The sequence below is a fragment of the Kitasatospora purpeofusca genome, from assembly GCF_036010405.1.
GTDB lineage: Bacteria > Actinomycetota > Actinomycetes > Streptomycetales > Streptomycetaceae > Kitasatospora > Kitasatospora purpeofusca.
Genome location: NZ_CP108561.1, coordinates 2928798 through 2952044 on the forward strand (window position 1 = coordinate 2928798; position 23247 = coordinate 2952044).

Consider the following 23247-nt stretch of genomic DNA (forward strand, 5'->3'; position numbering starts at 1 on the left):
CCCTTGGTTGGACCTCCGGATCTCCGGACATGTCCAGCTTCGGCCACCTGGAACTGGGCGATCCGGATTTCTCGGGCGGGAACGGAACAATTCCCGCCGGTACATCAGTGGATATGGCCTGACATTCCCCGGAAACGCGCTGGACAGACCGCGCCGATACACGGATGTCATGGCAAGGCCAACACAAAGCGGAGAAATCACGCATACCCGACCATTCAGCACTCGAAGTCTTCGACCACGAACTTGGCCGGATCCGGCAGAACCGGGCGTTGTCCGACCCGCCGCGTACCGTTCAACGACCACGGCAAACCCGCAAGTCACCAGGAGGCAACCGTGCCCACGGCCGCCGAGATGATCGCCCAGGACACCGTCGCCGCGCTCGCCCGCTGCCTCGCCCGCACCGGGCACGGCCTCACCACCGAGGCTCTCGACCGCTGCGGCGCGACCCTGGACCCGCTCGGCTTCCGCGAACGCGTCGTCGCGATCCGCGATGCCGTGCTCGCCGACCTCCCGGCCGGCTACCCGGAGTTCGAGCGGGTACTGCAGGACGCGCTGCGGGACGAGGAGTTCGTCGGATGGATGACCTTCCCGGTCGGCGAGGCCGTCGCCGTGCGCGGCCTGGACGCCTTCGAGCCCGCGCTCGCGCTGCTCGCCGCGCTCACGCCCCGGCACACCTCCGAGAGCGCCGTCCGCCCGTTCCTCCGGGCCGACCAGCCCCGCGCGCTCGCCGTCGTCGCGCGGTGGACCGGGCACCCGGACCCGCACGTCCGGCGCCTCGCCAGCGAGGGCACCCGGCCGCGCCTGCCGTGGGCTCCCCAACTGCCCGCGCTGATCGCCGACCCGAGGCCCGCGCTACCGCTGCTCGACGCGCTGTACCGGGACGGGTCCGACTATGTGCGCCGCTCGGTCGCCAACCATGTCAACGACATCAGCCGCGACCACCCCGACATCGCCGTCGAGGCTGCCGGCCGCTGGCTCGCCGATCCGGCGCCGACCACGCCGCAGCTGGTCCGGCACGGCCTGCGGACCCTGATCAAGGCGGGCCACCCGGAGGCACTCACCCTGTTCGGCCACCGCCCGGACGTCCAGGTGACCGTCGAGGGGCCGCGGGTCCTGACCCCGGAGGTCCGGCTCGGCGAGGACCTCGTGTTCGAGTACGCGGTGACCAACACCCACGACGAGCCCACCAGCGTGGTGATCGACTACGTCGTGCACCATGTGAAGGCCAACGGCGGCCGGACGCCCAAGGTCTTCAAGCTGACCACCCGCTCACTGGCGCCCGGCGAGACCCTGCGGGCGACCAGGCGGCACGCCGTGAAGCCGATCAGCACCCGGCGCTACCACCCCGGCGTGCACCTGCTGGAGCTCCAGGTCAACGGCCGCCGCCACGGCGAGGGTTCGTTCACCCTGCACCTGTGACGGTCGCGAGAACCGCGTCCGCGAGCTCCTCCACGGACCGGCCGTCCCCCGCCTCCAGCGGCTCCGGACCGAGCGCGGCCAGCTCGGCGAGCAGCAGTTCCTGGTAACGCACCGACCTGGCCAGGAACTTGTCCATCAGGTACCGGCCGTCCTGGCTCGCCTCCGGGTAGCGGCCGGCCGTCCGGATCCGGGTGCGCAGGACGGCCTCGTCCGCGCGCAGCCAGTGGTCGGAGACCCCGGTGCCGCCGAACCGCGCCACCTCGGGCGGCCACAGCGCCGAGCCCTCCAGGACGAGGCCCGCGTCCCCGCCCTCCGCGACCAACTGCTCGATCCTGGGCCCCAGCCGCGCGTAGTGCTCCCGCACCGAGGCGACCAGCTCCTCGACGGTGAGGGCCCGGTAGTGCTCGGCCACGTGCGGCGGGACCTCCCACCCCGGCACCGGCCACGGTCGGCCGGGGTGGCGCGCCAGCGTGTCCGTCGACCGGTACGCGAAGCCGAGCCGGTCCGCCAGCAGCCGGCCGAGCGTCGACTTCCCGGTGTTCGACGTCCCGCCGATCAGCACCACCCGCACACCGTCGTCCGTCATACCGCCGACCCTATCCACCGGCCCCGGCCCGGGTCCGCGCACCGGAAGTCGGACCCGCCGACTTCCCGCGCGCGAGGCGTGCGATGCGCGCGAGGCGTCCGGTCAGGACCGGCACCCCGACGGCGCACCCGGCTACGGCGATCATCGCGAGTCCCGCCCCGACCAGCACGGCGCGCGGCCCCAGCACAGCCGTCAGCGGACCGCCCAGGGTCGCACCCGCCGGGGAGGCCGTCATCAGCACGGACGACCTCAGGGCGAGGACGGAGGTGAGGGCGGGCGGCGGCGTGAGGTCCTGGAACAGGCCGAGCGACAACGCTCCGTACGGGCCGTACACCACCCCGACCACGGCGAACCCGGCCACCGAGACCACGGCCGGCCCGGGCGGCGCGAACGACAGCAGGGCGACGCCGTGCGCGGCGACGATCCCCAGCAGCACCGGCCGGACCGCGCCGCGGCGCAGCATGCCGACGGCCAGCGCGCCCAGCACCGCGCCGACCCCGAAGGCCGCCCAGTAGGCGCCGAGCAGCCCCGGCCCGGCCGCGAGCTCCTGCCCGACGAACAGCGGCAGCGCGACCTCCACGGGGCCCCAGGCCAGGTTGAACAGCCAGGTCAGAACGAGCAGGGCGAGCAGCTCCGGCCTGGTCCGCAGCACCCGCAGCCCCTCGCCGCGCGCCACGGCCTCCCCCTCCGCGCGGTCCCGGTCGGAGGCGGGGACGGCACCGGGGACGGCGGACAGCCGCCCGGCACCGACGGCCAGCACCGCGAACGACAGGGCGTCCAGCCCGAGCACCCAGGCCGGTGCGACCACCGCCGTCAGCGCCCCCGCCAGCGCCGGTCCCGCGATCATCGCCACCCAGCCGCTCGTACTGAGCAGCGCGTTCGCCGCCAACCGCCGCTCGGCCGGGAGCACCTCGGCCACCAAGGCGTACCGGGCGCTCGCGCCCCACCCGTGCAGCAGCGAGGACCCGGCCAGCAGGGCCAGCAGCAGCAAGGGCCCCAGCACGCCGAGCGCCCACCCGACGGGTACAGCGCCGAGCAGCACCGCGCGCGTCCACGCGTCCGCCCGGATCAGCCGCCGCGCGGGCAGTCCGCGCAGCCAGCGGCCGAGCAGCAGCGCACCGAGCGCGCCGGGCAGGACGTAGGCGGCGACGGCGGCCCCCACGAACAGTCCGGCCCGCCCGGGCGGGGCCAGTTGCAGCGCGAGCCACGGCACGGCGACGGCGCTCATGCCGTCCCCGAGGTCGGACACCGCGAGCGCGGGGAGCAGCCGGCGGAACGGGCCCGGGACGAACAGCGGACGGTAGGCCGGGGGAAGCCGCCGGACCAGTGGTGCGGATGAGATCATGCAGGCCAGGCAAGCGGTTCACGCGCGCTTGAAGTCAAGCGGGACCGGGGAACGGGGGCGGACGTGCGGGATGTCGGTATCGGGGAGCTGGCCCGGCAGACCGGTCTGCGGCCCTCGGCGCTGCGGTACTACGAGAGCCTCGGTCTGCTGCCCGCCGCCCGCCGCGAGGGCGGCCGCCGGGTCTGGCCGGCGGCCACGCTGCGCCGGGTCGCCCTGATCCGGATGTCCCAGCGGGCGGGCTTCACGCTGGCCGAGATCCGGGGGCTGCTGGACACCTCCACCACGCGCGGCACCACCCGCCAGTGGCGCGCCCTGGCCGAACGCAAGCTGCCCGAACTCGACCGCGTCGTCCGGCAGACCCAGCAGCTCCGGGACGCCGTCGCGGCCTGCCTCGCCTGCGGCTGCATGAACTTCGCCGACTGCGAACTCCTCTCCGCCGGTGCGGCCGACAGCGGTTGAGCGTGACGCGGAACGCGGGCGGAAGCGGCCTCCGGAACGTGATCGACATGTGATCCGGCGGCCCGCCCGAACCTCCCTTGCCGGACAAGCCGGACGAGGACCTCGCCGCGCGGCTCGACGGCGGCCAGCTGCCGGACGCCGCGCTGTACCGCAGCGGCTGGCTGGACGGCGGACTGGCCTTCACCCCTGACGAACTCCGGTGGATCTTCGCCGGGTTCAGTGAGCTGGAGATCCGCCCGATGGTCCCGCAGGAGCCCGCGTCCCCGCTCTTCGGCCTGCCCGTGCTGCTCACCGCCCTGTTCCGCAGGCCGCTCGCCGACCGAGGCATGCGGGCGCCACGACCGGGCAGGAAGGAGGGTGGACAGGGGCGGGGGCCGGTCGGCCGATCCGCCGGCCGGCAGCGATGAGGGGACGGGACGCGATGTCCGCCGACGAAACGCCGTGGGACGACGCCGTCGGGCGCGGACTGGGCTTCCTCCACCGGGCGTTGGGGCCCGCCGGACTGCCGTCCGCCCGGCCCGGCGCCGACCCGGAGCTACGCAGGCCGCTCAGCGGCGCCGAGGCGCGCCGCCACCTGCTCGTCACGCACGGGGAGGACCTCGGGCTCGACCCGGACGACGAGGGCCTCTCCGCGATGTGGGGGCTCGCCCTGCTGCGGCCCGGCTCCGGGCGCGCCGAGGAACGCGAACTGGTCGCCGCACTGGCACCACAGGTCGCCAGGTACCGCGAGCCGGCGGTGCGGCGCTACCGCATCTTCCCGCCCGGTCGACCGATCCCCGCCGACACCGACAGCACCGCCGTCGCGGCCGCCGGACTGGCCCGGCACGGGCTGCTCGCACCGGCCGAACTCGACGACCTGGCACGCGAGTTGCTCGACACCCAGATAGGCCCGGACGACGGTCCGATACCGGCCTACTGGGAGGACTGCGACAGCAGCCCCGCCCGCGGGCGCCGCTACGACGCCGTCGCCGCCGCCAACGTCCTGTTCGCCCTGCACCTCCCGGGCGCCGTCGGCCGGCTGCCGCACCCGGCGGCCGAGGCGACGCTCCGCTACGTGGTCGAGCACCTCAACGGCCCCCGCACCGGCACCCTCAACTACGCCGCCCCGGAAGCCTTCCTGCACGCCGCCGCCCGGGCCTCCAGCGTCGTGCCGGAACTCGCCGAGCCGGTACGGCGGGCGGTCGGGCACGTGACCACCCAGATCGCTGACACGCCGCTCTCGGTGGCACTGTTGGTACTCGCCGGCGAGTACGCGGGCGATACGGCCGAACTGACCGAGCTGCGCCGCCGGTTGGCCGACACCCAGCTCGCGGACGGCTCCTGGCCGGCCGGCGGCTACTTCCGCACCGGGCGGCTGCCGCTGTACTTCGGCTCGGCACACCTCACCACGCTGTTCGCGGTCCGCGCGCTGCGTCCGGAGACCGCCGAGCGACGGTGACCGCAGGCGGGCGCGGGGGACCGCACCGGTCCCGGCCCTGCTCGCGCCCTACCGGGACGTGCGGGCGGACCCGGGCGCCCCGGCGCCGGCGGCTGCCCTGCCGGCGGAGGCGCTCACCCGCTGCGGGTGCAACCGGGATGCCTCCTGGCACGCCCGGGAGGCGGTGCTCAGCTCGGTGTTCGAGCTGCACGCCTCCCCCGCCGTCGCCCGCCACAACGCGCTGGTGGCGCCCCTGGCCGCCGGACGCCACCGGCAGCCGGCCGCCCTGCTGGGCGAACTCGTCGACGGCAACCGCAGCGCGCACCACGCCCTGACCGGCGTCCGCTACCCCGGCCTCCCGCTGGACGTGTTCGAGCGCCTGCACACCGTCGGGGGCGCGGAGCGGCGGTAGCGCGCCCGGCAAGCGGCAGCACGCCCGTCGCCTCACGGCCCCGGCGAGGCGGCGCCGCCCTCGGACAGCCGCCGCAGCAGGCCGTCCAAGTCGAGATGGGTGCGCTCCTGGCCGATCGGGACCAGGCTCTCGGTGCGGGCGAGGAAGGCCCGGACCGGCTCGGCGGGAGCCCGCAGGACGACGCTGCTCCCCTCGCCGGTGAGGGTGATGAAGACGGAGTCGCTCCGCTCGTCCACGCCGGGGTGGACCGAGACGCTGCCGATCCCGGACCAGCCGTGCACCCCGGTGGCCAGCAGGTCGCGGGCGAACACCCAGGTGATGGGCGTGGCGAGGTCGGTGTGGTTGTCCAGGAAGACGGCGTAGGGGTCGGCGGTGAGGTACCGCAGCCGGGCCGCGACGGAGACGGTCAGACCGGGGCAGACGGCGACCCGGAGGTCGAGGGCGACCTCGCAGCCGTCACCGGGGGCGTACTGCGCGGGGACGCGCGGGATGTCGTACGTCATGACCGCCTCCGGGTGGTGCGCACCGCCGGAACAGCGACGCGGGCATGCAGGATCGTTTCTTCACAACCGCCACGGGCGGAAAGGTCAGGGCTCACGGCAGGAACAACGAGCCACCCGGGCTTCGGCAACCCCTCCTGCCGCCGCTCCTCCCGCCCCTCTCGCCGCCGCTCCCTCCGCGGAGGACCACCCGCACGGCCGCAGCCGACGGCGCGTCGCGGCGCACCGGGGCACGCCCCGTCCCTAGGCTGACGCCGCAGCAGCCCCCGGCACCCCCGCCGCACCCCGCCGCCGCACCCCGACCTCGCCCTGCCCCGACCCGACCCTGACCTGCCCAGATTTTGACCTGCCCCGACCCGCCCTCGCCGCGACCCCAGGAACGGACCACCCCCATGCACCCTGTCGTACGCGGCGCCGGGGCCCTCGGCCTCGCCGCGGTCCTGGCCACCGCCACGGCCGCCTGCGAGAGCGGCTCCGGCACCGGCGCCGCGACGTCGGGGCCGTCCACCGCCACCGCCGCACCCACTGCTCCTACGGCCTCCACCACCCCGGCCGTCCCGCCGCTGCCGGCCTCCCTCACCGGCCAGCAGCTCGGCTGGCAGCCCTGCCCGGCGCCGTCCACCGCCCAGGGCGGCGACGGCTCGGCCCCGGGCGCGCCCTGGGAGTGCGCCACGCTCAAGGCCCCGCTGGACTACGGCAAGCCGGACGGGCAGACCATCGACCTGGCCCTGATCCGGGCCGTGGCCACCGGTACCGGCGGGCAGCCCCGGATCGGCTCGCTGATCTACAACTTCGGCGGCCCCGGCGGCTCCGGCGTCGTCACCCTCCCCGCCCTCTCCAAGGACTACGCCGACCTCAACGCCCGCTACGACCTGGTGAGCTTCGACCCGCGCGGGGTCGGCAACAGCGCGACCGTGCGGTGCCTGGACGACGCGGCCACGGACGCCTCCGCCGCCGTCGACGGCACGCCCGACGACCAGGCCGAGACCACCGCCCTCGACGCGGCCAACACCGGTTACACCGCCGCCTGCGAGAAGAACTCCGGCACCGTCCTGCCGCACGTCGACACCGTCTCGGCCGCCCGCGACCTCGACCTGATGCGCCAGGTGCTCGGCGACGCGAAGCTGCACTACTTCGGCATCTCCTACGGCACCGAACTCGGCGGCGTCTACGCCCACCAGTACCCGGGCAACGTCGGCCACCTGGTGATGGACGCCGTCGTCGACCCGACCAAGGACCCGGAGCAGAGCGCGCTCGGCCAGGCGAAGGGCTTCCAACTCGCCCTGGAGAACTTCATGAAGGCGTGCGCCGCCCAGGCCGGGCCGTCCTGCCCGACCGGCCAGGGCGGTGACGACGGCACCCGGCGGATCACCGACCTGCTGGCCTCGCTCGACTCCGCCCCACTGCCCACCGACGGCCCCCGCGTACTGACCCAGGACCTCGCGGTCACCGGCATCGCCGCCGCGCTCTACAACCAGAACTCCTGGAACGCCCTCTCCGTCGGCCTGCAGGAGGCGATGCAGAACCGAACCGGCACCACCCTGCTCGCGCTCGCCGACGCCTACAGCGGCCGCGACCAGCAGGGCCACTACAGCAACCAGTCCGCCGCCAACCGGGCGATCAGCTGCGCCGACGACAGGTCTCGCTACACCGCCACCGACGTCCAGGCGCTGCTGCCCACGTTCCGCCAGGCCTCGCCGGTGTTCGGCGACTTCACCGCCTGGGGCCTGACCTCCTGCAACGGCTGGCCGGTCCAGGGCAGCGCCGACCTCCCCGAGGTGTCCGCCCCCGGCTCGGCGCCGATCGTCGTCATCGGCAACACCGGCGATCCGGCCACCCCGTACGAGGGCGCCGGGGCGATGGCGCGGCAACTCGGCGCGGGCGTCGGGGTCCAGGTCACCCTCCAGGGCCAGGGCCACGGCGGCTACGACTCCGGCAACGCCTGCCTCAAGCAGGCCGTCGACCAGTACCTGCTGGCCGACCGGGTGCCGGCCGAGGGCACCACCTGCACCTGAGGGCCGCCCCTCAACACCCCACCCCGGCCGGTGACTTAGCAACGTGACACCCTACCGTGGGCCCCGGAAAGGGGACCACATGACCGCCGAGCCGCCACCGCCGCAGGGAAACCGCCGCCTCCTCGACCCCGCGCGACCGTTCCCCGAACGGGTCGCCCGGCTGGTCCGGGACTGGGAGGACGACGGCCGGGCCCGCTACCGCCTGGTCGACGGGCGGCCGTTGCTCGCCCTCTACTGCTGGCACCTGGACGCCGCACGACGCGGCACCACCGAGGACGACCGGGCGACTGCGGCGTACATCGCCGCGGCCTTCGCCGCCAACGGCGGTGCCGACGGCTGGGACCTGCTGCTGCGCGAACGGGCCGACTGCGCCTGCCACGGCCAGAGTTGGCGACTGGAGAACATCTCGGTCTGCCTCGGCTGCCTGCGCTACGTGTGCTACAGCTTCGAGGGGCCCTGCTGTCCCGGCGCCCGCATCGTCGGCTGAGGCACCCGAGCCGTCACGCCGACGGACCGGATGCCCCGCGCACCTGCTCCCCCGCCAGGAGCCGGGCCAGCAGCGCGGCGGGCCCCTCCGGCAGCGCGCCGTGCACCAGCTCCGTCCGGTGCACCAGCCGGGGAGCCCGGACCGGCACCGCCGCCACCTCCGGCACTCCGGCCAGGGCGCCCGCGGGCAGCAGCGCCAGCCCGTGCCCGGCCGCGACCAGGGCGAGCAGCCCCCGCACATCGGTGCCCAGGTAGCGGGCCGCGGGCCGGTAGCCCTCGACGCCGGTGGCGGCGCTCAGCCGGGCGGCGGTCGGGGCGAGGCCCGGGGCGTCCAGCCAGTGGGCGGCGGACAGGTCCGCGAGCGCCAGGCCGGAGCGCCCGGCTAGCGGGTGGCCGGCCGGCAGCGCCACGACGAGCGGCTGTTCGGCGACGGCGACGGTCGCGAGCGGGCCGACGTCGGGCAGCGGGAGCGGGTCACTGGGCGCGGCCGGGCCGTCGACGAGCGCGAGGTCGACCGCGCCGGTGGCGACCTCGGCGGGCAGCACGTCCTGGGCGACCACCCGCACCGTCAGGTCCACCCCCGGATACGCCCGGCGCACCTCGGCGAGCGTGCGCCCCAGTTCCGCCCCGACCGCCAGCGGGGTGGCCCCGACCGTGAGACGGGCGCTCGCGGCACCCGCCAGGCGCGCGATGTCGGCGCGCGCCGCATCGATCCTCAGCAGCAACGCGGAGGCGTGCTCCAGCAACCGTTCGCCGGCACCCGTCGGCCCGACCGGGCGGCGGTGGAGCACGGCCGTGCCGAGGTCCGCCTCCAGCGCCGCGATCTGCTGGGAGACGGCGGACTGGGTGTAGCCGAGTTCACGGGCCGCCTCGGAGAACGAGCCCAGCCGGGCCACCGTGACGAAGGTGCGCAGCTGCTGCGGCTCCATCTGCCATCACATCCACTGATCGAGGGGTAAGGAATCATCGTTGGCGCTGATGCCGCGTCGGCGGTCAGGATAACCGCATGACGCATCCCGCCTCCCGCCCCGCATCCCGCCCCACCTCCCGTCTGGCCCTGGTCGGCGACCGCTCGGCCGCCGTCCGCTCGCACGCCCGCATCCCGGGGCTGCTCGACGCGCTCGCCACCCGCGAGCAGCTCGTCCTGGACGCCTACTGGATCCCCACCGAGGACGCCGCGGCCCCCGGCGCGCTCGACGGCTTCGACGCGGTCTGGCTGCTGCCCGGCAGCCCGTACCGCAGCGAGGACGGCGCGGTCGCCGCCGTCCGCACCGCCCGCGAACGGCGCATCCCCTTCCTCGGCACCTGCGCCGGCTTCCAGCACGCGGTGCTGGAGTACGCCCGGAACGTCTGCGGCATCGACGGCGCCGCGCACGGCGAGAGCAATCCGGAGGAGGCGGACCGGGTGATCGTGCCGCTCAGCTGCTCCCTGGTGGGGCACGAGGGAGCCGTCCGCCCGACTCCCGGTTCGCTGGCCGAACGGGTGCTCGGCGCGCCGCGCACCCTGGAGCGGTACCACTGCGCGTACGGGCTGAACGACGACTATCTGGAACGGCTGCGCGCGGGCGGTCTGCGGTTCACGGCCACGGACGACGCGGGCGAGCTGCGGATCCTGGAGCTGCCGGAGCAGGTCCACCCGTTCTTCCTGGCCTCGCTGTTCCAGCCGGAGCTCGCCGGGGACGGCACCCGGGCGCACCCGATGATCCGGGCCTTCGCGGCCGCGGCCGTGGCCCACGCCGCCGCGGCCTGAACCGAACCGCCCGGCGGCGCGGCCCCGGGTCGACGGGCGGTCGGGGACGGGCAGCCGGGGATGCCCGGTCAGCGACGCGCGGTCAGCCGCTCCCACGCCTCGTCGACCCGGGGGGCCAGCTCCGTCAACGGGCCGCTGTTGTCGATCACCAGATCGGCGATCGCCAGCCGGTCCGCCCGGCTCGCCTGGGCGGCCATCCGGGCCCGGGCCTCGTCCTCGGTCATACCGCGCAGTCGGACCAGCCGCTCGATCCGCACCTCGTCCGCCGCGTCGACCACGACCACCAGGTCGTACAGCGGGCCGAGCCCGTTCTCGGCCAGCAGCGGCACGTCGTGCACCACCACCGCGTCCGGCGCGGCCGCCGACTCCAGCTCGGCGGACCGCGCCCGGACCAGCGGGTGGACGATCGCGTTCAGCGCCTTCAGCCGGTCCGGGTCGGCGAAGACGACCGCGCCGAGGGCGGGCCGGTCCAGCGAACCGTCCGCCGCGAGCACGTCCGGGCCGAACTCGGCGGCCACGGCGGCGAGGCCGGGCGTCCCGGGGGCGACCACCTCGCGGGCGATCACATCGGAGTCCACGATCACCGCGCCGCGGGCGGCGAGCAGCCGCGACACCTCGCTCTTGCCCGCGCCGATGCCGCCCGTCAGTCCGATCTTCAGCATGGCGTCAGGCTACCGGCGCGCACCGCCCTCCCGTCACCCCGGGCCGCTCCCCCACCCGCTCACCCCAGGTCGAGGCTCTCGCCCTCGCCCAGGGTGCGCAGCTCCGCGCCGCCGGGTCCGCCCGGGCCGAGCAGCCGGGTGTGCACGGCCAGGCCGACCGGGCTGAGCACCGCGTCGTGCACCGGCACCGCCTGCCGCGCCCCGGTCTCCCGGACGTAGTCGACCAGCTCGCCGACCTTGGTCCACGGCGCGGCGATCGGCAGCAGCAGGGTGTCCACCGGACCCGGCGGGACGAGCAGGGCGTCACCCGGGTGGAACAGTCGCCCACCGAAGAGGAAGCCGATGTTCCGCACCAGTGGGATGTCCGGATGGATCACCGCGTGCCACTCGCCGTGCACCGAGACCGGGATCCCGCCGACGTCGAAGGCATCGCCCTCGCCGACCGCCGTCACCCGCCGGGCGACCCCGTCCAGCTTCCCGGCCACGTCCGCGTTGGTCCACACCCGCAGCTCCGGATCCGCCTCCAGGGCGGCCCGCAGCCGGGCCTCCTCGAAGTGGTCGACGTGCTCGTGGGTGATCAGGACGGCGTCCGCGCCGGACAGGGCGGCGGGGTCGGTGAACGATCCGGGGTCGACGACCACGGTCGTCCCCCCGTGTTCGAGGCGTACACAGGCATGTCCGAACTTGGTGATCCGCATAGGCAGAACATACAGCAGAACTGCACAGTTCTGCTGTAGATTCGCGAGGTAGGCTTCTCCCGTGAACAGCCCGCACCCCGAGACCCTCGAACTCGCCGCCGACCTGCGCAGCGCCATCGGCGAACTGGTCCGCGCACTGCGCCCCGACGACACGCTGCCGCAGAACCAGGCCGGCGTACTCGGTCTGCTGGTCCGCGACGACCGCGCCTGCACCGTCGCCGAGCTGGCCGCCCTGCAACGCGTCCGGCACCAGTCGATGGCCCGTACGGTCGCGCTGCTCACCGAGGCCGGTCTGGTCACCCAGCAGCCGCACACCACCGACCGCCGCAAGCTGCTGGTCACCGCCACCGAGGCCGGCCGCACCGCCCTGCACGAGCAGCGCGCCCGCCGCGAGGCCCGGATCGCCGCGGCGATCGAGGCCCGCCTCAGCTCCGACGAGCGCGAGACCCTGCGTTCCGCCGTCGCCCTGCTCCGCCGCCTGCCCTGACCGGCCCCGGGCCCGACAGAATCCAGGAGGCAGGCCCTACGAGGCCGTGCCGACCAGTTCCTCCGCCGGACGCTGCGTCGGCAGCACGGCCGGGGCCAGCTCCGGCAGCTCGACGTGCTCGCTCAGCCCGAACCGGTCGTGCAGCCGCCGCAGCGGGCGCGGCGCCCACCAGTTGAACTCGCCGAAGAAGCTCATCGCGGCCGGCACCAGCAGACAGCGGACCAGGGTCGCGTCGACCGCCACGGCGACCGCCAGCGCGATGCCCATCTGCTTGACCATCAGCATGTCGCCGAGGGCGAAGCCGGCGAAGACGATCACCATCAGCAGCGCCGCCGAGGTGATGATCCGACCGCTGCGCTGGACGCCCAGCTCCACCGCCCGGGTGCAGCTGTGGCCCTTGTCCCGCAGCTCCTTGATCCGGGCCAGCAGGAAGACCTCGTAGTCCATCGACAGCCCGAAGGCGAAGGCGAACACCAGGACCGGGATGAAGGTCTCCAGCCCGCCGGTCGGACTGAAGCCGAGCAGACCGCTGAACCAGCCGTCCTGGAAGACCAGGGTCAGCGCGCCGAGCGAGGCGCCCAGCGAGAGCAGGTTCATCAGCAGGGCCTTGACCGGCATCACCACCGAGCCGGTCATCAGGAAGAGCAGGATCAGCGTGCCGAGGGCGACCAGGCCGAGCGCGATCGGCCCCCGGGTGAGCAGTTCGTCCTGGAAGTCGACCACCGAGGCCGCCCCGCCGGTCACCTGGGTGGTCAGCCCGCCCCGGTCCGCGCGCAGCTCCTTGACGACCTGCTTGGCCTCCCCGCCCTGCGGATCGCCGTGCACCAGGACGTCAATGGTGGAGACGGTGTCGCTCACGGGGGTGACGGCCCGCACCCCGCTGACGCCGGGCAGCCCGGCCACCACGTCGTCCGCGTAGGCCTGGGCGACCGTCGCGCCGCTCTGCACCACCACCGTGATCGGGGCGGCCGAGGCCTGCGGGAAGCGCTGGTCGATCGTCTCGGCGACCTGTCGGCCGGCCGAGGAGGCGGGCAGTACGGCGGCGCCGGAGTTGCGCATCTCGGCGTGCAGGAACGGCGCCCCGGCGGCCATCAGCACCCCGGTGCAGACCAGCGCGACGAGCACGGCCCGCTTGCGGACCCGGCGCACGGTCCGGCTGAAGAAGCCCTCGTCGGGGACGGGCGCGGTGGGCGTCCTGATCCGGCGCCCGGCGAAGCCGAGCAGCGCGGGCACCAGCGTCAGCGCGGCGGCCACCGCGATCACCACGACGCTCACCCCGGCCGCGGCGACCGCCCCGAGCACCGGGCTGGTGAAGACGAACAGCCCGGACAGGGCGACGGCGACGGTGAGTCCGGAGAAGGCGACGGTGCGCCCGGCGGTGGCGGCGGTCCGCTCCACGGCGGCGGAGATCGACGCTCCGTGGCCGCGTTCCTCGCGGAAACGATTCACCATGAGCAGCGCGTAGTCGATCGACAGTCCGAGCCCCAGCACGGTGGCGATCGGCAGCACGCTGGTGTCGATGTCCATGATCTTGCTGAAGCCGAACATGGCCAGCAGTGCCCCGCCCACCGAGGCGACGGCGCCGATCACCGGCAGGCTCGCCGCGGCCAGGCCGCCGAACACCAGGACCATCACGATCAGGGTGAGCGGCAGGGTCACGATCTCGCCGAAGCGGGTGTCCTTCTCGGTCTGCTTCTTGACCTCGTCCTGGAGCACGAGGTCCCCGCCGACGGTCACCTTTCCGCCACCGGGCTGGACCTCGGGCTGGATCGCGGCCAGCCGCTGGGTCACGGCGGTGGACTGCGCGGAGGTGCTGCTGTCCGCCATCCGTACCGAGACCGCACTCGCGGTGCCGTCGGCCGAGCGGAGCGCCTCGGCGCCCGGGCCGGGGCCGTAGGCGTCGACGGCCGAGGAGACGCCGGGCAGGGCCGCGATCTCGGCGGTGGCCCGGGTGACGGCGTCGCGGACCGCCGCGTCGTCCACGGGCCGGCCGTCCACCACGGCGGTGACGGTGCCCCGGGCCGGGTCGGCGGCGGCGACGACGGCGCTGCCCCGGTCCGACTCGGCGGAGGCGGAGGAGGCGCCGGCCACCGTGCCCTCGAAGACCCGTCCGCCGATCAGCACGCCTATGACCAGGACGACCGCCCAGAAACCGAGTACCCAGCGCCGCTGCCGGTAGCAGAACCGGCCGAGGGCGGCGAGACGTCCGGCGACCCGGGGGTCGGCGGACGCAGGGGCGTCGGACAGGAGGGGGGAAGCGGGGGTCACGGCAGAGCGACGGCGCATATGCGTGGGGTGCCTAGCGTGTGGGGCCGGGTGAGCGACCCATCGGGCAACTCATCCCAAGGTAGGTCCTAGGTCCCGAATCACCCATAGGCATCCGATGAGCCCCTAATCACAAAAATACGGCTCATAAGGAATAAATAATGAAGGCCGAAAAACAATGGACCCCGCTCGGAAACCGAGCGGGGTCCATCGATGACGCCAAGCGCTAATCAGCCTCAGCAGGGGTCAGAGCTTCAGCTCTGGCCACCGGCCAGCTTCTCGCGCAGGGCGGCCAGGGCCTCGTCCGAGGCCAGGGCGCCCGAGCCCTCGTCGCTGCTGGACGAGTAGGAGCCACCGGCCGCGGCGGCGACGGCGTCGCCACCCTCGGCAGCGGCCTCCGCGTCGGCCTCGCGGCTCTTGATGACCTGGGCCTGGTGCTGCTCGAAGCGGCTCTGGGCCTCGGCGTACTGCCGCTCCCACTCCTCGCGCTGCTTCTCGAAGCCGGACAGCCAGTCGTTCGCCTCGGGGTCGAAGCCCTCCGGGTAGATGTAGTTGCCCTGGTCGTCGTACGACGCGGCCATGCCGTAGAGGGTCGGGTCGAACTCGACCTCGGCCGGGTTGGCACCCAGCGCCTCGTTGGCCTGCTTCAGCGAGAGGCTGATGCGGCGACGCTCGAGGTCGATGTCGATGACCTTGACGAAGATCTCGTCGCCGACCTGGACGACCTGCTCCGGGATCTCGACGTGGCGCTCGGCCAGCTCGGAGATGTGGACCAGACCCTCGATGCCCTCGTCCACGCGGACGAACGCACCGAACGGAACCAGCTTGGTGACCTTACCCGGAACGACCTGGCCGATCTGGTGGGTACGGGCGAACTGCTGCCACGGGTCCTCCTGGGTCGCCTTCAGCGACAGGGAGACGCGCTCGCGGTCCATGTCAACGTCGAGAACCTCGACGGTGACCTCCTGGCCGACCTCGACAACCTCGGACGGGTGGTCGATGTGCTTCCAGGACAGCTCGGAGACGTGCACCAGGCCGTCGACGCCACCCAGGTCCACGAAGGCACCGAAGTTGACGATCGAGGAGACGACGCCGGAGCGCACCTGGCCCTTCTGCAGGGTGGTGAGGAAGGTCTGGCGGACCTCGCTCTGGGTCTGCTCCAGCCAGGCACGGCGGGACAGGACCACGTTGTTGCGGTTCTTGTCCAGCTCGATGATCTTGGCCTCGAGCTCCTTGCCCACGTAGGGCTGGAGGTCGCGGACGCGGCGCATCTCGACGAGCGAGGCCGGCAGGAAGCCACGGAGGCCGATGTCGAGGATGAGACCACCCTTGACGACCTCGATGACGGTACCGGTGACGATCCCGTCCTCTTCCTTGATCTTCTCGATCGTGCCCCAGGCACGCTCGTACTGAGCGCGCTTCTTGGACAGGATGAGACGACCCTCCTTGTCCTCCTTCTGGAGAACCAGGGCCTCGATGTTGTCGCCGACGGCGACGACCTCGTGCGGGTCGACGTCGTGCTTGATCGACAGCTCGCGGGACGGGATGACGCCCTCGGTCTTGTAACCGATGTCGAGGAGGACCTCGTCACGGTCGACCTTCACGATGACGCCCTCGACGATGTCGCCATCGTTGAAGTACTTGATGGTCTCGTCAATCGCGGCCAGGAACGCCTCGGCGTCGCCGATGTCGTTGAGCGCGACCTGCGGGGTGGTGCTGAGGGAGGAGTCGGTGGGGCTCGTCATTAGGAAAAGGGCTCCGGTGCGGACATGAAAGTCGTAGGTAATGCCACGCGGAGGGCCCGTATCGCTCCCACCGAAAGCCGGACAGCCAAGAAAACGGAGCACCGGGAATCCCGTGGAACGGGAGAATCGGCGTCCGTCTTGCGACCGTGGGGTCTTCGACAGATGCGAGCGCGACCTGCTCCGTCCGAGGCGCGCAGGCCCGCAGCGCAACTTGTAGCATACGGGGACGGCCAGGCACGGTCAACGCCAACAACGGCAAGACGGTGGAGCCCGGCATGGAACAGGCCATATCCTCCGATTGCGCACCGCAAGGGTGGCGGCTGGAGGGACCCCTTCCCCGGATGCCACCGCCGGGATCCCGGACCTCTCGGACCGGATCGCGACAGCGGCGCTTCCGCAGACGACACCCTACGCGATGGGCCTTCTCACCGTGACCGGCACCCCCCTCCCCGACCCCAACGATCTTGACGAGGACGGCGACGACGCGGTAAGGAGGTCCGCCGGCGTCGGCGAGAGCAGCCGCGCCAGCCGCCACTGGTGGGACCGCAACGCCGACGAGTACCAGGACGAGCACGGCGAGTTCCTCGGCGACGACCGCTTCACCTGGTGCCCCGAGGGCCTCGACGAGGCCGACGCCCGCCTGCTCGGCGACACCGCCGGCCGCACCGTGCTGGAGATCGGCGCCGGCGCCGCCCAGTGCTCGCGCTGGCTGGCCGCCCGCGGCGCCCGCCCGGTCGCCCTCGACATCTCCTACCGCCAGCTCCAGCACTCCCGCCGGATCGACCTCGCCCGCGGCGTCGCCCCCGTGCCCGTCGTCCAGGCCGACGCCGCCGTCCTGCCGTTCGCCGACGCCGCCTTCGACCTCGCCTGCTCCGCCTACGGCGCCGTGCCGTTCAGCGCCGACACCTCGGCCCTGATGCGCGAGGTGCACCGGGTGCTGCGGCCGGGCGGGCGCTGGGTCTTCTCGGTCACCCACCCGATCCGCTGGGCCTTCCCCGACGAACCCGGCGTCGAGGGGCTCACCGCCGTCTCCTCCTACTTCGACCGCACCCCCTACGTCGAGGAGGACGAGCAGGGCCGCGCCACCTACGTCGAGCACCACCGCACGATCGGGGACCGGGTCCGCGAACTCGTCACCGCCGGGTTCCGGCTGGTCGACCTCGTCGAACCGGAGTGGCCGGAAGGACACGAGCAGGACTGGGGCGGCTGGTCACCGCTGCGCGGGCGGCTCATCCCCGGCACCGCGATCTTCGTCGCCGAGCGGGGCTGAGCCCGCTTGCTGAACCCCACCTGGCGCGACCTGCCCGTCCGCACCGCCCTGCCCGCGCTGCACGCGGCGCTGGACGGACCGGGCACCGCCGTCCTCGCCGCGCCGCCCGGCACCGGCAAGACCACCCTGGTGCCGCTCGCCCTGGCCGGGCTGCTCGCCGACGGCCGGCCCGCGCGCCGGGTGCTGGTCGCCGAACCGCGCCGGCTCGCCGTCCGGGCCGCCGCCCGGCGGATGGCCTGGCTGCTCGGCTCCTCCGTGGGCCGCGAGGTCGGGTACACCGTGCGCGGCGAGCGGCGCGTCGGCCCGGAGACCGTGGTCGAGGTCGTCACCACCGGCGTCCTGCTGCAACGCCTCCAGCGCGACCAGGAACTGCCCGGCGTCGACGTCGTCGTGCTCGACGAGTGCCACGAACGGCACCTGGACGCCGACACCGCGCTCGCCTTCCTGCTCGACGTCCGCGCCGCCCTGCGGCCCGAACTGCGGATCGTCTGCGCCTCCGCCACCTCCGACACCGCGGCCTGGGCCGAACTCCTGGACGACGCGCCGGTGGTCGAGGCGCACGGCGTCTCGCACCCGGTCGAGGTGGTGTGGGCGCCGCCGCCGCGCGCCGTCCGGCCCGCGCACGGCACCCGGGTGGACTTCGCACTGCTCGACCACGTCGCGGCGGTGGTCCGGCGGGCCCTGGGCGAGCGGGACGGGGACGTGCTCTGCTTCCTGCCCGGCGTCGGCGAGATCGCCCGGGTCGCCGGGCAGTTGGCCGGGGTCCCGGCCGAGGTGCTCCAGTTGCACGGGCGCGCGCCGCAGGCCGTCCAGGACGCGGCGCTCACCCCTTCGTCGGGGCGTCGCGTCGTCCTCGCCACCGCCGTCGCCGAATCCTCCCTCACCGTGCCCGGCGTGCGGATCGTGGTCGACGCCGGACTCGCCCGGGAGCCGCGCACCGACCACGCCCGGGGCCTCGCCGCCCTGGTCACCGTGCGCGCCTCGCTCGCCGCCGCCCGCCAGCGCGCCGGCCGCGCGGGCCGCGAGGCGCCCGGCACCGCCTACCGCTGCTGGCACGAGGCCGAGGACGCCCGCGCCGCCCGCTTCCCCACCCCCGAGATCGCGCTCGCCGACCTCACCCCGTTCGCCCTCCAGGTGGCCTGCTGGGGCGACCCGGACGCCACCGGGCTCGCCCTGCCCGACGCCCCGCCCGCCGGGGCGATGGCCGCCGCCCGGGAGACCCTGCTCGCCCTCGGCGCGGTTTCGTCCGACGGCCGGGCGACCGAGCGCGGCGTGCGGCTCGCCCGCACCGGGCTGCACCCGCGACTGGGGCGGGCACTGGTCGACGGCGCGCCCGCCGTGGGCGCCCGCCGGGCGGCCGAGGTGGTCGCCCTGCTCTCCGAGGAACCACCGCGCACGCTGGGGGACGACCTCGCGGCGGTGTGGCGCGGGGTTCGTTCGGGCACCGACCCCTACGCCGGGCGCTGGCGCGACGAAGTCCGCCGCCTGCAGCGCGCCACCTCGGACGAACCCGCCACCCGACTGCCCGACGCCACCGCCGTCGGCCTCGTCGTCGCCCTGGCGTTCCCGGAACGCATCGCCCGGGCGAGGGTCGAGCGGCCGGAGCCGGGCGAGCGCAGCCCGTACCTGATGGCCTCGGGCACGGCCGCCGAACTCTCCCGCGACACCCGGCTCGGCACCCTTCCCTGGCTCGCCGTCGCGGCGGCCGACCGCCCGGCGGGGTCGCACTCGGCCCGGGTGCTGCACGCGGCCGCGCTCGACGAGGACACCGCACTGCTCGCGGGCGCGTCGCTGCTGACCGTGCGCGAGGAGGTCCACTGGGACACCCGGCGCGACGAGGTCACCGCCCGCCGGGTGGAGTCCCTCGGCGCCATCGAACTCGCCGAGAAGCCGCTGGCCCGCCCCGATCGCGCCCTGGTCCGCGCGGCCGTCGTCGAGGGCCTCACCCGCGAGGGCGTCAGCGCCCTGCTGACCTTCCCGTCCAACCTCCGCGAACGCCTCGCCTTCCTCCACGCGGCGATCGGCGACCCGTGGCCGGACGTCAGCGACGAGGCGCTGCTCGAACGCGCCGAGGAGTGGCTGGAACCCGAACTGTCCCGCGCCCGCCGCCGCGCCGACCTGGCAAGGATCAGCACGACGGACGCCCTGCAACGCCTGCTCCCCTGGGCGAGCGGCCAGGCCGGGCGTTTGGACGAGCTGGCCCCCGAACGCATCACCGTGCCCAGCGGATCGAAGATACGGGTCGACTACAGCACCGAACGGCCCGTGTTGGCCGTCAAGTTGCAGGAGCTGTTCGGCTGGAAGGCCGCCCCTTCATTGGCCGGCGGGAGGGTCCCGCTCACCGTGCAGCTCCTCTCCCCCGCCGGCCGCCCCGCCGCCATCACCGGTGACCTGGAGGGCTTCTGGAAGAACGGCTACCACGCCGTCCGAGCGGATCTCAGGGGCCGCTACCCCCGCCACCCCTGGCCCGAGGACCCGACCACCGCCGAGCCGACCAAGCGCACCAACGCCAGGAAATAACAGCAGGGATCGGCGGGAGGAAGCGACGATACTCTCCGGGTGTTCTACGAAGATCTCAGCAAGTACGACTACCGGGACACCGACTCGTTCACGGACAGCGAGTCGGGCTTCTACGCACTCTGGTACCGGCCGACATACACCCGCTTGAACGTCGGCTGGCTGCAAGCCGACAAGCCGTACTCGACCGGGCCGGTTCCCACCCACTTCCTGGAGAAGCTGCAAGCCGTCCAGCAGGTCCAGTGGATGAACGTCTGCCTCGGCGTCCACGACTGCGACCTGTGCCCCGAGGAAGTGGCGCCCGAAGGGAACGGCGAAGTGCGGATCCCGGGGGAGGCCGGCATCACCTACGCGGCTCCGTTCCTGATCACCCACTACATCACCGTTCACGGCTACCGGCCGCCGCAGGTCTTCATCGACGCCGTTCTGGCCGTCGACCTCGATGCCTGGGCCGCCGCACGGTGGCCCGACGTCCCGTTCCCGTGGGTTCCCGAGGACGCGGAACGCATGCTGGAGTGAGGCGGGATCACCCGGATCGGATCGGCTACCGCACCACGGGGATCGCCCCGGAACGCCAGTCGGCCAGCCGCCTGCGGATGTTCGACACCATCGGCAGCCCGTCCGTCTCGGCCGGGGTGAACCACGCCACCTCGTGGGACTCGTCGGACACCCGCAACTCCCCGCCCAGCGGGCGCCCGAGGAGGCAGATCGAGAACTCCTGCCGTACCTCGCCGTCGTCGTACGCGAAGACGTGGCGGGGGTCGGTGTAGGTGCCGACGATCCCGGTGATCTCGATGTCGCTGCCGGTCTCCTCCCGCGTCTCGCGGACACCGCACCCGGCGATCGACTCACCGATGTCCATTTGGCCGCCGGGCAGGGCCCACTTCCCATTGTCGGTACGCCGCTGGAGCAGAACCCGGCCCGCGTCGTCGACCACGACGACGGAAGCTGCCGGGACGAGGGAGTTGGCCTCGGGGGCGTTCGGGTCGTCCTCGTAGTCACGCCTGGGCATGATGCACCGCCTCCGTCACTCGGATCGGTCAGATGTCGCCGAACTCGCCGGAGCGAACGGCCCGCACGAACGACTGCCACGCCTCCGCCGGGAAGACGAGTGCGGGGCCATGAGGGTCCTTGGAGTCGCGCACCGCACCGGGGCGCGAGTCGTCGACCTCGACACACCCGCCCTGCCCGTTGCTGCAGGAGCTCTTTCGCCACGCGGCGCGGGCCGGTTGGTCACAGTGCATGCCGTTCGCAGTCCCTCCGTGCCTCCCGGACCATGGCCGCGCTGTCCAGCCGCACGAGGGCGTCGACCTGAAAGCGATCGTACTGTCCGGCCCACCCGGCCAGGACCTCGGATTCCCGCTCCAGAGGGCCTCGTCCGAGCCCCGCGCAGGAAGTCGATCCACCCGACTTCCTGCTCACGACACCTCACCGCCGCAGGATCGAAGGCAGTCCTTGATCACTCGATTCGCGCCTCTCGCGCGACCGTGCGCCGTTGACGTGCCCCATCCCCGACTTCACCGTGTGTACCGCGACGGCTACCCTCAACACAGCCGGACCCAGGAGACCACCATGGCGCTGGATTTTGCAGGGATCGACCCCGAGAGCAAGTCCGGAGGCTCGCCGACCGTGTGGATCGAGGACGAGGCGAACGAGCTCGTGATCCAGGGTTGGAAGGCGGGCGCCGCTCTTGAGGCCCGTATCCACAGGACCGAGTGGGTGCCCGGCCACGGGAGGGGCATCCCTGAGCACGAAACCGTCGTCCGCGTCCCCCTGCGAATGATCCCGATCCTGCGAAAGGCGTGCGATGACGCAGAACGTGCCGGACTTTTCCGCCCTGTTGAAGGGAGCACGGCGGACGGCCGTCCATCTGGAGATGCGTGACGTCTACGGCGTCGCCGACGAGGCAGCCGAGTTCGAGGAGTTCAAGCAGGTCGGCTCGGTCGATCTGGACCCGGATTCCGAAGGCTGGTCCGGCTGGGTGCCACTCGTTCGAGAGACCGTCGGCCGTGGCGTGGTGATGCGCCGGGCCCGGATCGTGTCGGAGCCAGTGACCGACTACATCCGGTGGGAGCACGCACTGACCCCGGTGAACCTCGCTGCGGGCGAGCACGTGCGGTGGCTCCCCCGACGCCTCGCCTCGGACATCCCGCTGCCCGGCAATGACCTGTGGCTGATCGACGACCGCCTGCTTCTCTTCCACTGGTTCACCGGCGACGGCAACTGGGCCGGGCACGAGTACACCGAGGATCCGGCCGTGGTGAAGATGGCCTCCGCCGCATTCGAGACCGTCTGGGGGCGCGGCGTCCCGCACGACCGGTACATCGTCTGACCACTCGGACCATCGCGGACAGTTCATGGCCTCCTCTCCGTCCTCAGCTGCCCAAACCGCCCGTCAGGCTCTGGCCGACAGGCTCCAGGACCTGCGTAGGGACGCAGGGCTCACCGGCCGTGAGCTGTCCGCGCGGTGCGGCTGGCACCCGGCGAAGACCACCCGCATCCAGAAGGGTGAATCGGCTCCCTCCGACAGCGACATCCGGGCCTGGTGCGCGGCCTGCGGAGCGGAGGACCGCATCCCCGCACTGATCGCGGCCTCGCGTTCGGTCGCATCGATGTACGTGGAGTGGAAGCGCCTCCAACGCGCCGGCCTCCAACAGCTCCAGGAGACCTACACCCATTCCTACCGGGACTCGCGCCTTCTGCGCTTCTACTCCTCGGACGTCGTTCCCGGCATGCTCCAGACCCCCGGCTACGCCGCGGCGATCCTCTCCCGGTTCGCCGATCGGGCGAGTTCGCCCGACGACCTCGAACAGGCGGTCGCCCAGCGGATGCTGAGCACCGGGGCCATGCACGAGGGCAACCACCGCATCGTCTGCCTGGTCGAGGAGTCCGTCCTCCGCTACCGGATCGCCGAACCGGCTGTCATGGCTGACCAGTTGGCCCGATTGCTCTCGATCAAGGCGCTTCCCCGGGTCAGCCTCGGCATCATCCCCTTCACCGCCGAGCGGACCATCTGGCCGGTGGAGACCTTCCACGTCGTCGATGACCGCCTGGTCGAGGTCGAACTGGTCACCGCCCGCGTCCGGGTCACCAGCCCGCACGAAGTCGGCGAATACCTCGAAACCTTCGGCGAACTTCAGGAGTTCGCGGCCTACGGCCGGGAGGCCGGCGCCCTCATCGCCTCGGCGATCGACGCCCTCGGGTGAATCTCCGC

25 protein-coding genes are annotated in these 23247 nt (G+C 73.4%); 15 read left to right on the forward strand and 10 right to left on the reverse strand.

All coding sequences use genetic code 11. From position 1 onward, the window contains the following. Positions 1-333 precede the first annotated feature (333 nt). The gene (locus tag OG715_RS12610) at positions 334-1419 is read left to right on the forward strand and encodes a DNA alkylation repair protein (RefSeq protein ID WP_266268773.1); all 1086 of its coding nucleotides are present in this window, start codon (positions 334-336) and stop codon (positions 1417-1419) included. On the opposite strand, the gene OG715_RS12615 is transcribed toward OG715_RS12610, so the two are convergent. Both OG715_RS12615 and OG715_RS12620 read right to left on the reverse strand, forming a co-directional pair. Further along, the gene (locus tag OG715_RS12615; RefSeq protein WP_266268774.1) at positions 1403-2005 is read right to left on the reverse strand and encodes an AAA family ATPase; all 603 of its coding nucleotides are present in this window, start codon (positions 2003-2005) and stop codon (positions 1403-1405) included. The genes OG715_RS12610 and OG715_RS12615 overlap by 17 nt on opposite strands. A gap of 10 nt (positions 2006-2015) precedes the next feature. After that, positions 2016-3350, reverse strand: coding sequence for an MFS transporter (locus OG715_RS12620; protein WP_266268775.1), 1335 nt, complete (start codon positions 3348-3350; stop codon positions 2016-2018). 63 nt (positions 3351-3413) lie between these two features. Here OG715_RS12620 and OG715_RS12625 point away from each other — a divergent pair, with 63 nt between their 5' ends. The 4 genes from OG715_RS12625 (at position 3414) to OG715_RS12640 (ending at position 5638) form a co-directional block, all read left to right on the forward strand. Continuing rightward, positions 3414-3809 carry a MerR family transcriptional regulator gene (locus OG715_RS12625; protein ID WP_266268776.1) on the forward strand — a complete coding sequence of 132 codons (396 nt, stop codon included), beginning with the start codon at positions 3414-3416 and terminating at the stop codon, positions 3807-3809. A 77-nt stretch (positions 3810-3886) separates the two neighbouring features. Continuing rightward, entirely contained in the window at positions 3887-4216 is a 330-nt protein-coding gene (locus tag OG715_RS12630) for a hypothetical protein (RefSeq protein ID WP_266268777.1), read from the forward strand. A 14-nt stretch (positions 4217-4230) separates the two neighbouring features. Continuing rightward, entirely contained in the window at positions 4231-5247 is a 1017-nt protein-coding gene (locus tag OG715_RS12635) for a prenyltransferase/squalene oxidase repeat-containing protein (protein WP_266268778.1), read from the forward strand. A 58-nt stretch (positions 5248-5305) separates the two neighbouring features. Then, positions 5306-5638, forward strand: coding sequence for a hypothetical protein (locus OG715_RS12640; protein ID WP_266268780.1), 333 nt, complete (start codon positions 5306-5308; stop codon positions 5636-5638). A 32-nt stretch (positions 5639-5670) separates the two neighbouring features. Here OG715_RS12640 and OG715_RS12645 read toward each other — a convergent pair whose 3' ends face one another. Continuing rightward, positions 5671-6141 (reverse strand): SsgA family sporulation/cell division regulator, encoded by a 471-nt coding sequence (locus OG715_RS12645; protein WP_266268781.1) that lies wholly within the window; start codon positions 6139-6141, stop codon positions 5671-5673. Positions 6142-6530: 389 nt separating this feature from the next. On the opposite strand from OG715_RS12645, the gene OG715_RS12650 reads away from it, so the two are divergent. Both OG715_RS12650 and OG715_RS12655 read left to right on the forward strand, forming a co-directional pair. Further along, the gene (locus tag OG715_RS12650; protein WP_266268782.1) at positions 6531-8153 is read left to right on the forward strand and encodes an alpha/beta hydrolase; all 1623 of its coding nucleotides are present in this window, start codon (positions 6531-6533) and stop codon (positions 8151-8153) included. Between the two features lie 79 nt (positions 8154-8232). Then, positions 8233-8640, forward strand: a complete 408-nt coding sequence (locus OG715_RS12655; RefSeq protein WP_266268783.1) for a hypothetical protein — start codon at positions 8233-8235, stop codon at positions 8638-8640. Positions 8641-8653: 13 nt separating this feature from the next. Here OG715_RS12655 and OG715_RS12660 read toward each other — a convergent pair whose 3' ends face one another. Then, the gene (locus OG715_RS12660; protein WP_266268784.1) at positions 8654-9568 is read right to left on the reverse strand and encodes a LysR family transcriptional regulator; all 915 of its coding nucleotides are present in this window, start codon (positions 9566-9568) and stop codon (positions 8654-8656) included. 77 nt (positions 9569-9645) lie between these two features. Here OG715_RS12660 and OG715_RS12665 point away from each other — a divergent pair, with 77 nt between their 5' ends. Then, the gene (locus tag OG715_RS12665) at positions 9646-10389 is read left to right on the forward strand and encodes a CTP synthase C-terminal region-related (seleno)protein (protein WP_266268785.1); all 744 of its coding nucleotides are present in this window, start codon (positions 9646-9648) and stop codon (positions 10387-10389) included. A 68-nt stretch (positions 10390-10457) separates the two neighbouring features. On the opposite strand, the gene coaE is transcribed toward OG715_RS12665, so the two are convergent. Together coaE and OG715_RS12675 are read right to left on the reverse strand one after the other, a co-directional pair. Then, positions 10458-11051, reverse strand: coding sequence for a dephospho-CoA kinase (gene coaE, locus OG715_RS12670; RefSeq protein ID WP_266268786.1), 594 nt, complete (start codon positions 11049-11051; stop codon positions 10458-10460). Between the two features lie 59 nt (positions 11052-11110). Further along, complete coding sequence (locus tag OG715_RS12675; protein ID WP_266268787.1) at positions 11111-11749, reverse strand: MBL fold metallo-hydrolase; 639 nt, start codon at positions 11747-11749, stop codon at positions 11111-11113. A 61-nt stretch (positions 11750-11810) separates the two neighbouring features. On the opposite strand from OG715_RS12675, the gene OG715_RS12680 reads away from it, so the two are divergent. Continuing rightward, entirely contained in the window at positions 11811-12236 is a 426-nt protein-coding gene (locus OG715_RS12680; protein WP_266268788.1) for a MarR family winged helix-turn-helix transcriptional regulator, read from the forward strand. A 36-nt stretch (positions 12237-12272) separates the two neighbouring features. Here OG715_RS12680 and OG715_RS12685 read toward each other — a convergent pair whose 3' ends face one another. Further along, positions 12273-14504: an MMPL family transporter gene (locus tag OG715_RS12685; RefSeq protein WP_266268789.1), complete on the reverse strand. Its 2232-nt coding sequence runs from the start codon at positions 14502-14504 to the stop codon at positions 12273-12275. A gap of 251 nt (positions 14505-14755) precedes the next feature. Further along, positions 14756-16246: a 30S ribosomal protein S1 gene (gene rpsA / locus OG715_RS12690; RefSeq protein WP_266268790.1), complete on the reverse strand. Its 1491-nt coding sequence runs from the start codon at positions 16244-16246 to the stop codon at positions 14756-14758. A 415-nt stretch (positions 16247-16661) separates the two neighbouring features. On the opposite strand from rpsA, the gene OG715_RS12695 reads away from it, so the two are divergent. The 3 genes from OG715_RS12695 to OG715_RS12705 are packed head-to-tail and all read left to right on the forward strand — an operon-like array spanning position 16662 to position 20552. Beyond that, entirely contained in the window at positions 16662-17516 is an 855-nt protein-coding gene (locus tag OG715_RS12695) for a class I SAM-dependent methyltransferase (protein WP_266268791.1), read from the forward strand. 6 nt (positions 17517-17522) lie between these two features. Beyond that, on the forward strand, positions 17523-20036 hold the full coding sequence (hrpB, locus tag OG715_RS12700; RefSeq protein ID WP_266268792.1) for an ATP-dependent helicase HrpB: 2514 nt from the start codon (positions 17523-17525) through the stop codon (positions 20034-20036). Between the two features lie 39 nt (positions 20037-20075). Then, on the forward strand, positions 20076-20552 hold the full coding sequence (locus OG715_RS12705; protein WP_266268794.1) for a DUF7919 family protein: 477 nt from the start codon (positions 20076-20078) through the stop codon (positions 20550-20552). 25 nt (positions 20553-20577) lie between these two features. Here OG715_RS12705 and OG715_RS12710 read toward each other — a convergent pair whose 3' ends face one another. Further along, a complete protein-coding gene (locus OG715_RS12710; RefSeq protein WP_266268795.1) occupies positions 20578-21045 on the reverse strand; it encodes an NUDIX domain-containing protein in 468 nt (155 codons plus the stop codon). Between the two features lie 28 nt (positions 21046-21073). Beyond that, a complete protein-coding gene (locus OG715_RS12715; RefSeq protein WP_266268796.1) occupies positions 21074-21277 on the reverse strand; it encodes a DUF397 domain-containing protein in 204 nt (67 codons plus the stop codon). 328 nt (positions 21278-21605) lie between these two features. On the opposite strand from OG715_RS12715, the gene OG715_RS12720 reads away from it, so the two are divergent. Genes OG715_RS12720 through OG715_RS12730 form a run of 3 tightly spaced genes read left to right on the forward strand, consistent with a single transcriptional unit; the run spans position 21606 to position 23239 of the window. Then, positions 21606-21917 carry a hypothetical protein gene (locus OG715_RS12720; protein ID WP_266268797.1) on the forward strand — a complete coding sequence of 104 codons (312 nt, stop codon included), beginning with the start codon at positions 21606-21608 and terminating at the stop codon, positions 21915-21917. After that, the gene (locus OG715_RS12725) at positions 21841-22365 is read left to right on the forward strand and encodes a DUF6879 family protein (RefSeq protein ID WP_266268798.1); all 525 of its coding nucleotides are present in this window, start codon (positions 21841-21843) and stop codon (positions 22363-22365) included. Before OG715_RS12720 ends, OG715_RS12725 begins: the two co-directional genes overlap by 77 nt. A 25-nt stretch (positions 22366-22390) precedes the next feature. Next, the gene (locus OG715_RS12730) at positions 22391-23239 is read left to right on the forward strand and encodes a helix-turn-helix domain-containing protein (protein WP_266268799.1); all 849 of its coding nucleotides are present in this window, start codon (positions 22391-22393) and stop codon (positions 23237-23239) included. Positions 23240-23247: the final 8 nt, after the last annotated feature.

Excerpts from the sequence above, each read along its gene's own strand:
- OG715_RS12710 (WP_266268795.1), bottom strand. The coding sequence starts at position 21,045 with ATGCCCAGGCGTGACTACGAGGACGACCCGAACGCCCCCGAGGCCAAC.
- OG715_RS12620 (WP_266268775.1), bottom strand. The coding sequence starts at position 3,350 with ATGATCTCATCCGCACCACTGGTCCGGCGGCTTCCCCCGGCCTACCGT.
- OG715_RS12645 (WP_266268781.1), bottom strand. The coding sequence starts at position 6,141 with ATGACGTACGACATCCCGCGCGTCCCCGCGCAGTACGCCCCCGGTGAC.
- OG715_RS12720 (WP_266268797.1), top strand. The coding sequence starts at position 21,606 with ATGGCGCTGGATTTTGCAGGGATCGACCCCGAGAGCAAGTCCGGAGGC.
- OG715_RS12655 (WP_266268783.1), top strand. The coding sequence starts at position 8,233 with ATGACCGCCGAGCCGCCACCGCCGCAGGGAAACCGCCGCCTCCTCGAC.
- OG715_RS12635 (WP_266268778.1), top strand. The coding sequence starts at position 4,231 with ATGTCCGCCGACGAAACGCCGTGGGACGACGCCGTCGGGCGCGGACTG.
- OG715_RS12715 (WP_266268796.1), bottom strand. The coding sequence starts at position 21,277 with ATGCACTGTGACCAACCGGCCCGCGCCGCGTGGCGAAAGAGCTCCTGC.
- OG715_RS12650 (WP_266268782.1), top strand. The coding sequence starts at position 6,531 with ATGCACCCTGTCGTACGCGGCGCCGGGGCCCTCGGCCTCGCCGCGGTC.
- OG715_RS12730 (WP_266268799.1), top strand. The coding sequence starts at position 22,391 with ATGGCCTCCTCTCCGTCCTCAGCTGCCCAAACCGCCCGTCAGGCTCTG.
- OG715_RS12615 (WP_266268774.1), bottom strand. The coding sequence starts at position 2,005 with ATGACGGACGACGGTGTGCGGGTGGTGCTGATCGGCGGGACGTCGAAC.
- rpsA (WP_266268790.1), bottom strand. The coding sequence starts at position 16,246 with ATGACGAGCCCCACCGACTCCTCCCTCAGCACCACCCCGCAGGTCGCG.
- OG715_RS12695 (WP_266268791.1), top strand. The coding sequence starts at position 16,662 with ATGGGCCTTCTCACCGTGACCGGCACCCCCCTCCCCGACCCCAACGAT.
- OG715_RS12675 (WP_266268787.1), bottom strand. The coding sequence starts at position 11,749 with ATGCGGATCACCAAGTTCGGACATGCCTGTGTACGCCTCGAACACGGG.
- OG715_RS12665 (WP_266268785.1), top strand. The coding sequence starts at position 9,646 with ATGACGCATCCCGCCTCCCGCCCCGCATCCCGCCCCACCTCCCGTCTG.
- OG715_RS12725 (WP_266268798.1), top strand. The coding sequence starts at position 21,841 with ATGACGCAGAACGTGCCGGACTTTTCCGCCCTGTTGAAGGGAGCACGG.
- OG715_RS12660 (WP_266268784.1), bottom strand. The coding sequence starts at position 9,568 with ATGGAGCCGCAGCAGCTGCGCACCTTCGTCACGGTGGCCCGGCTGGGC.
- coaE (WP_266268786.1), bottom strand. The coding sequence starts at position 11,051 with ATGCTGAAGATCGGACTGACGGGCGGCATCGGCGCGGGCAAGAGCGAG.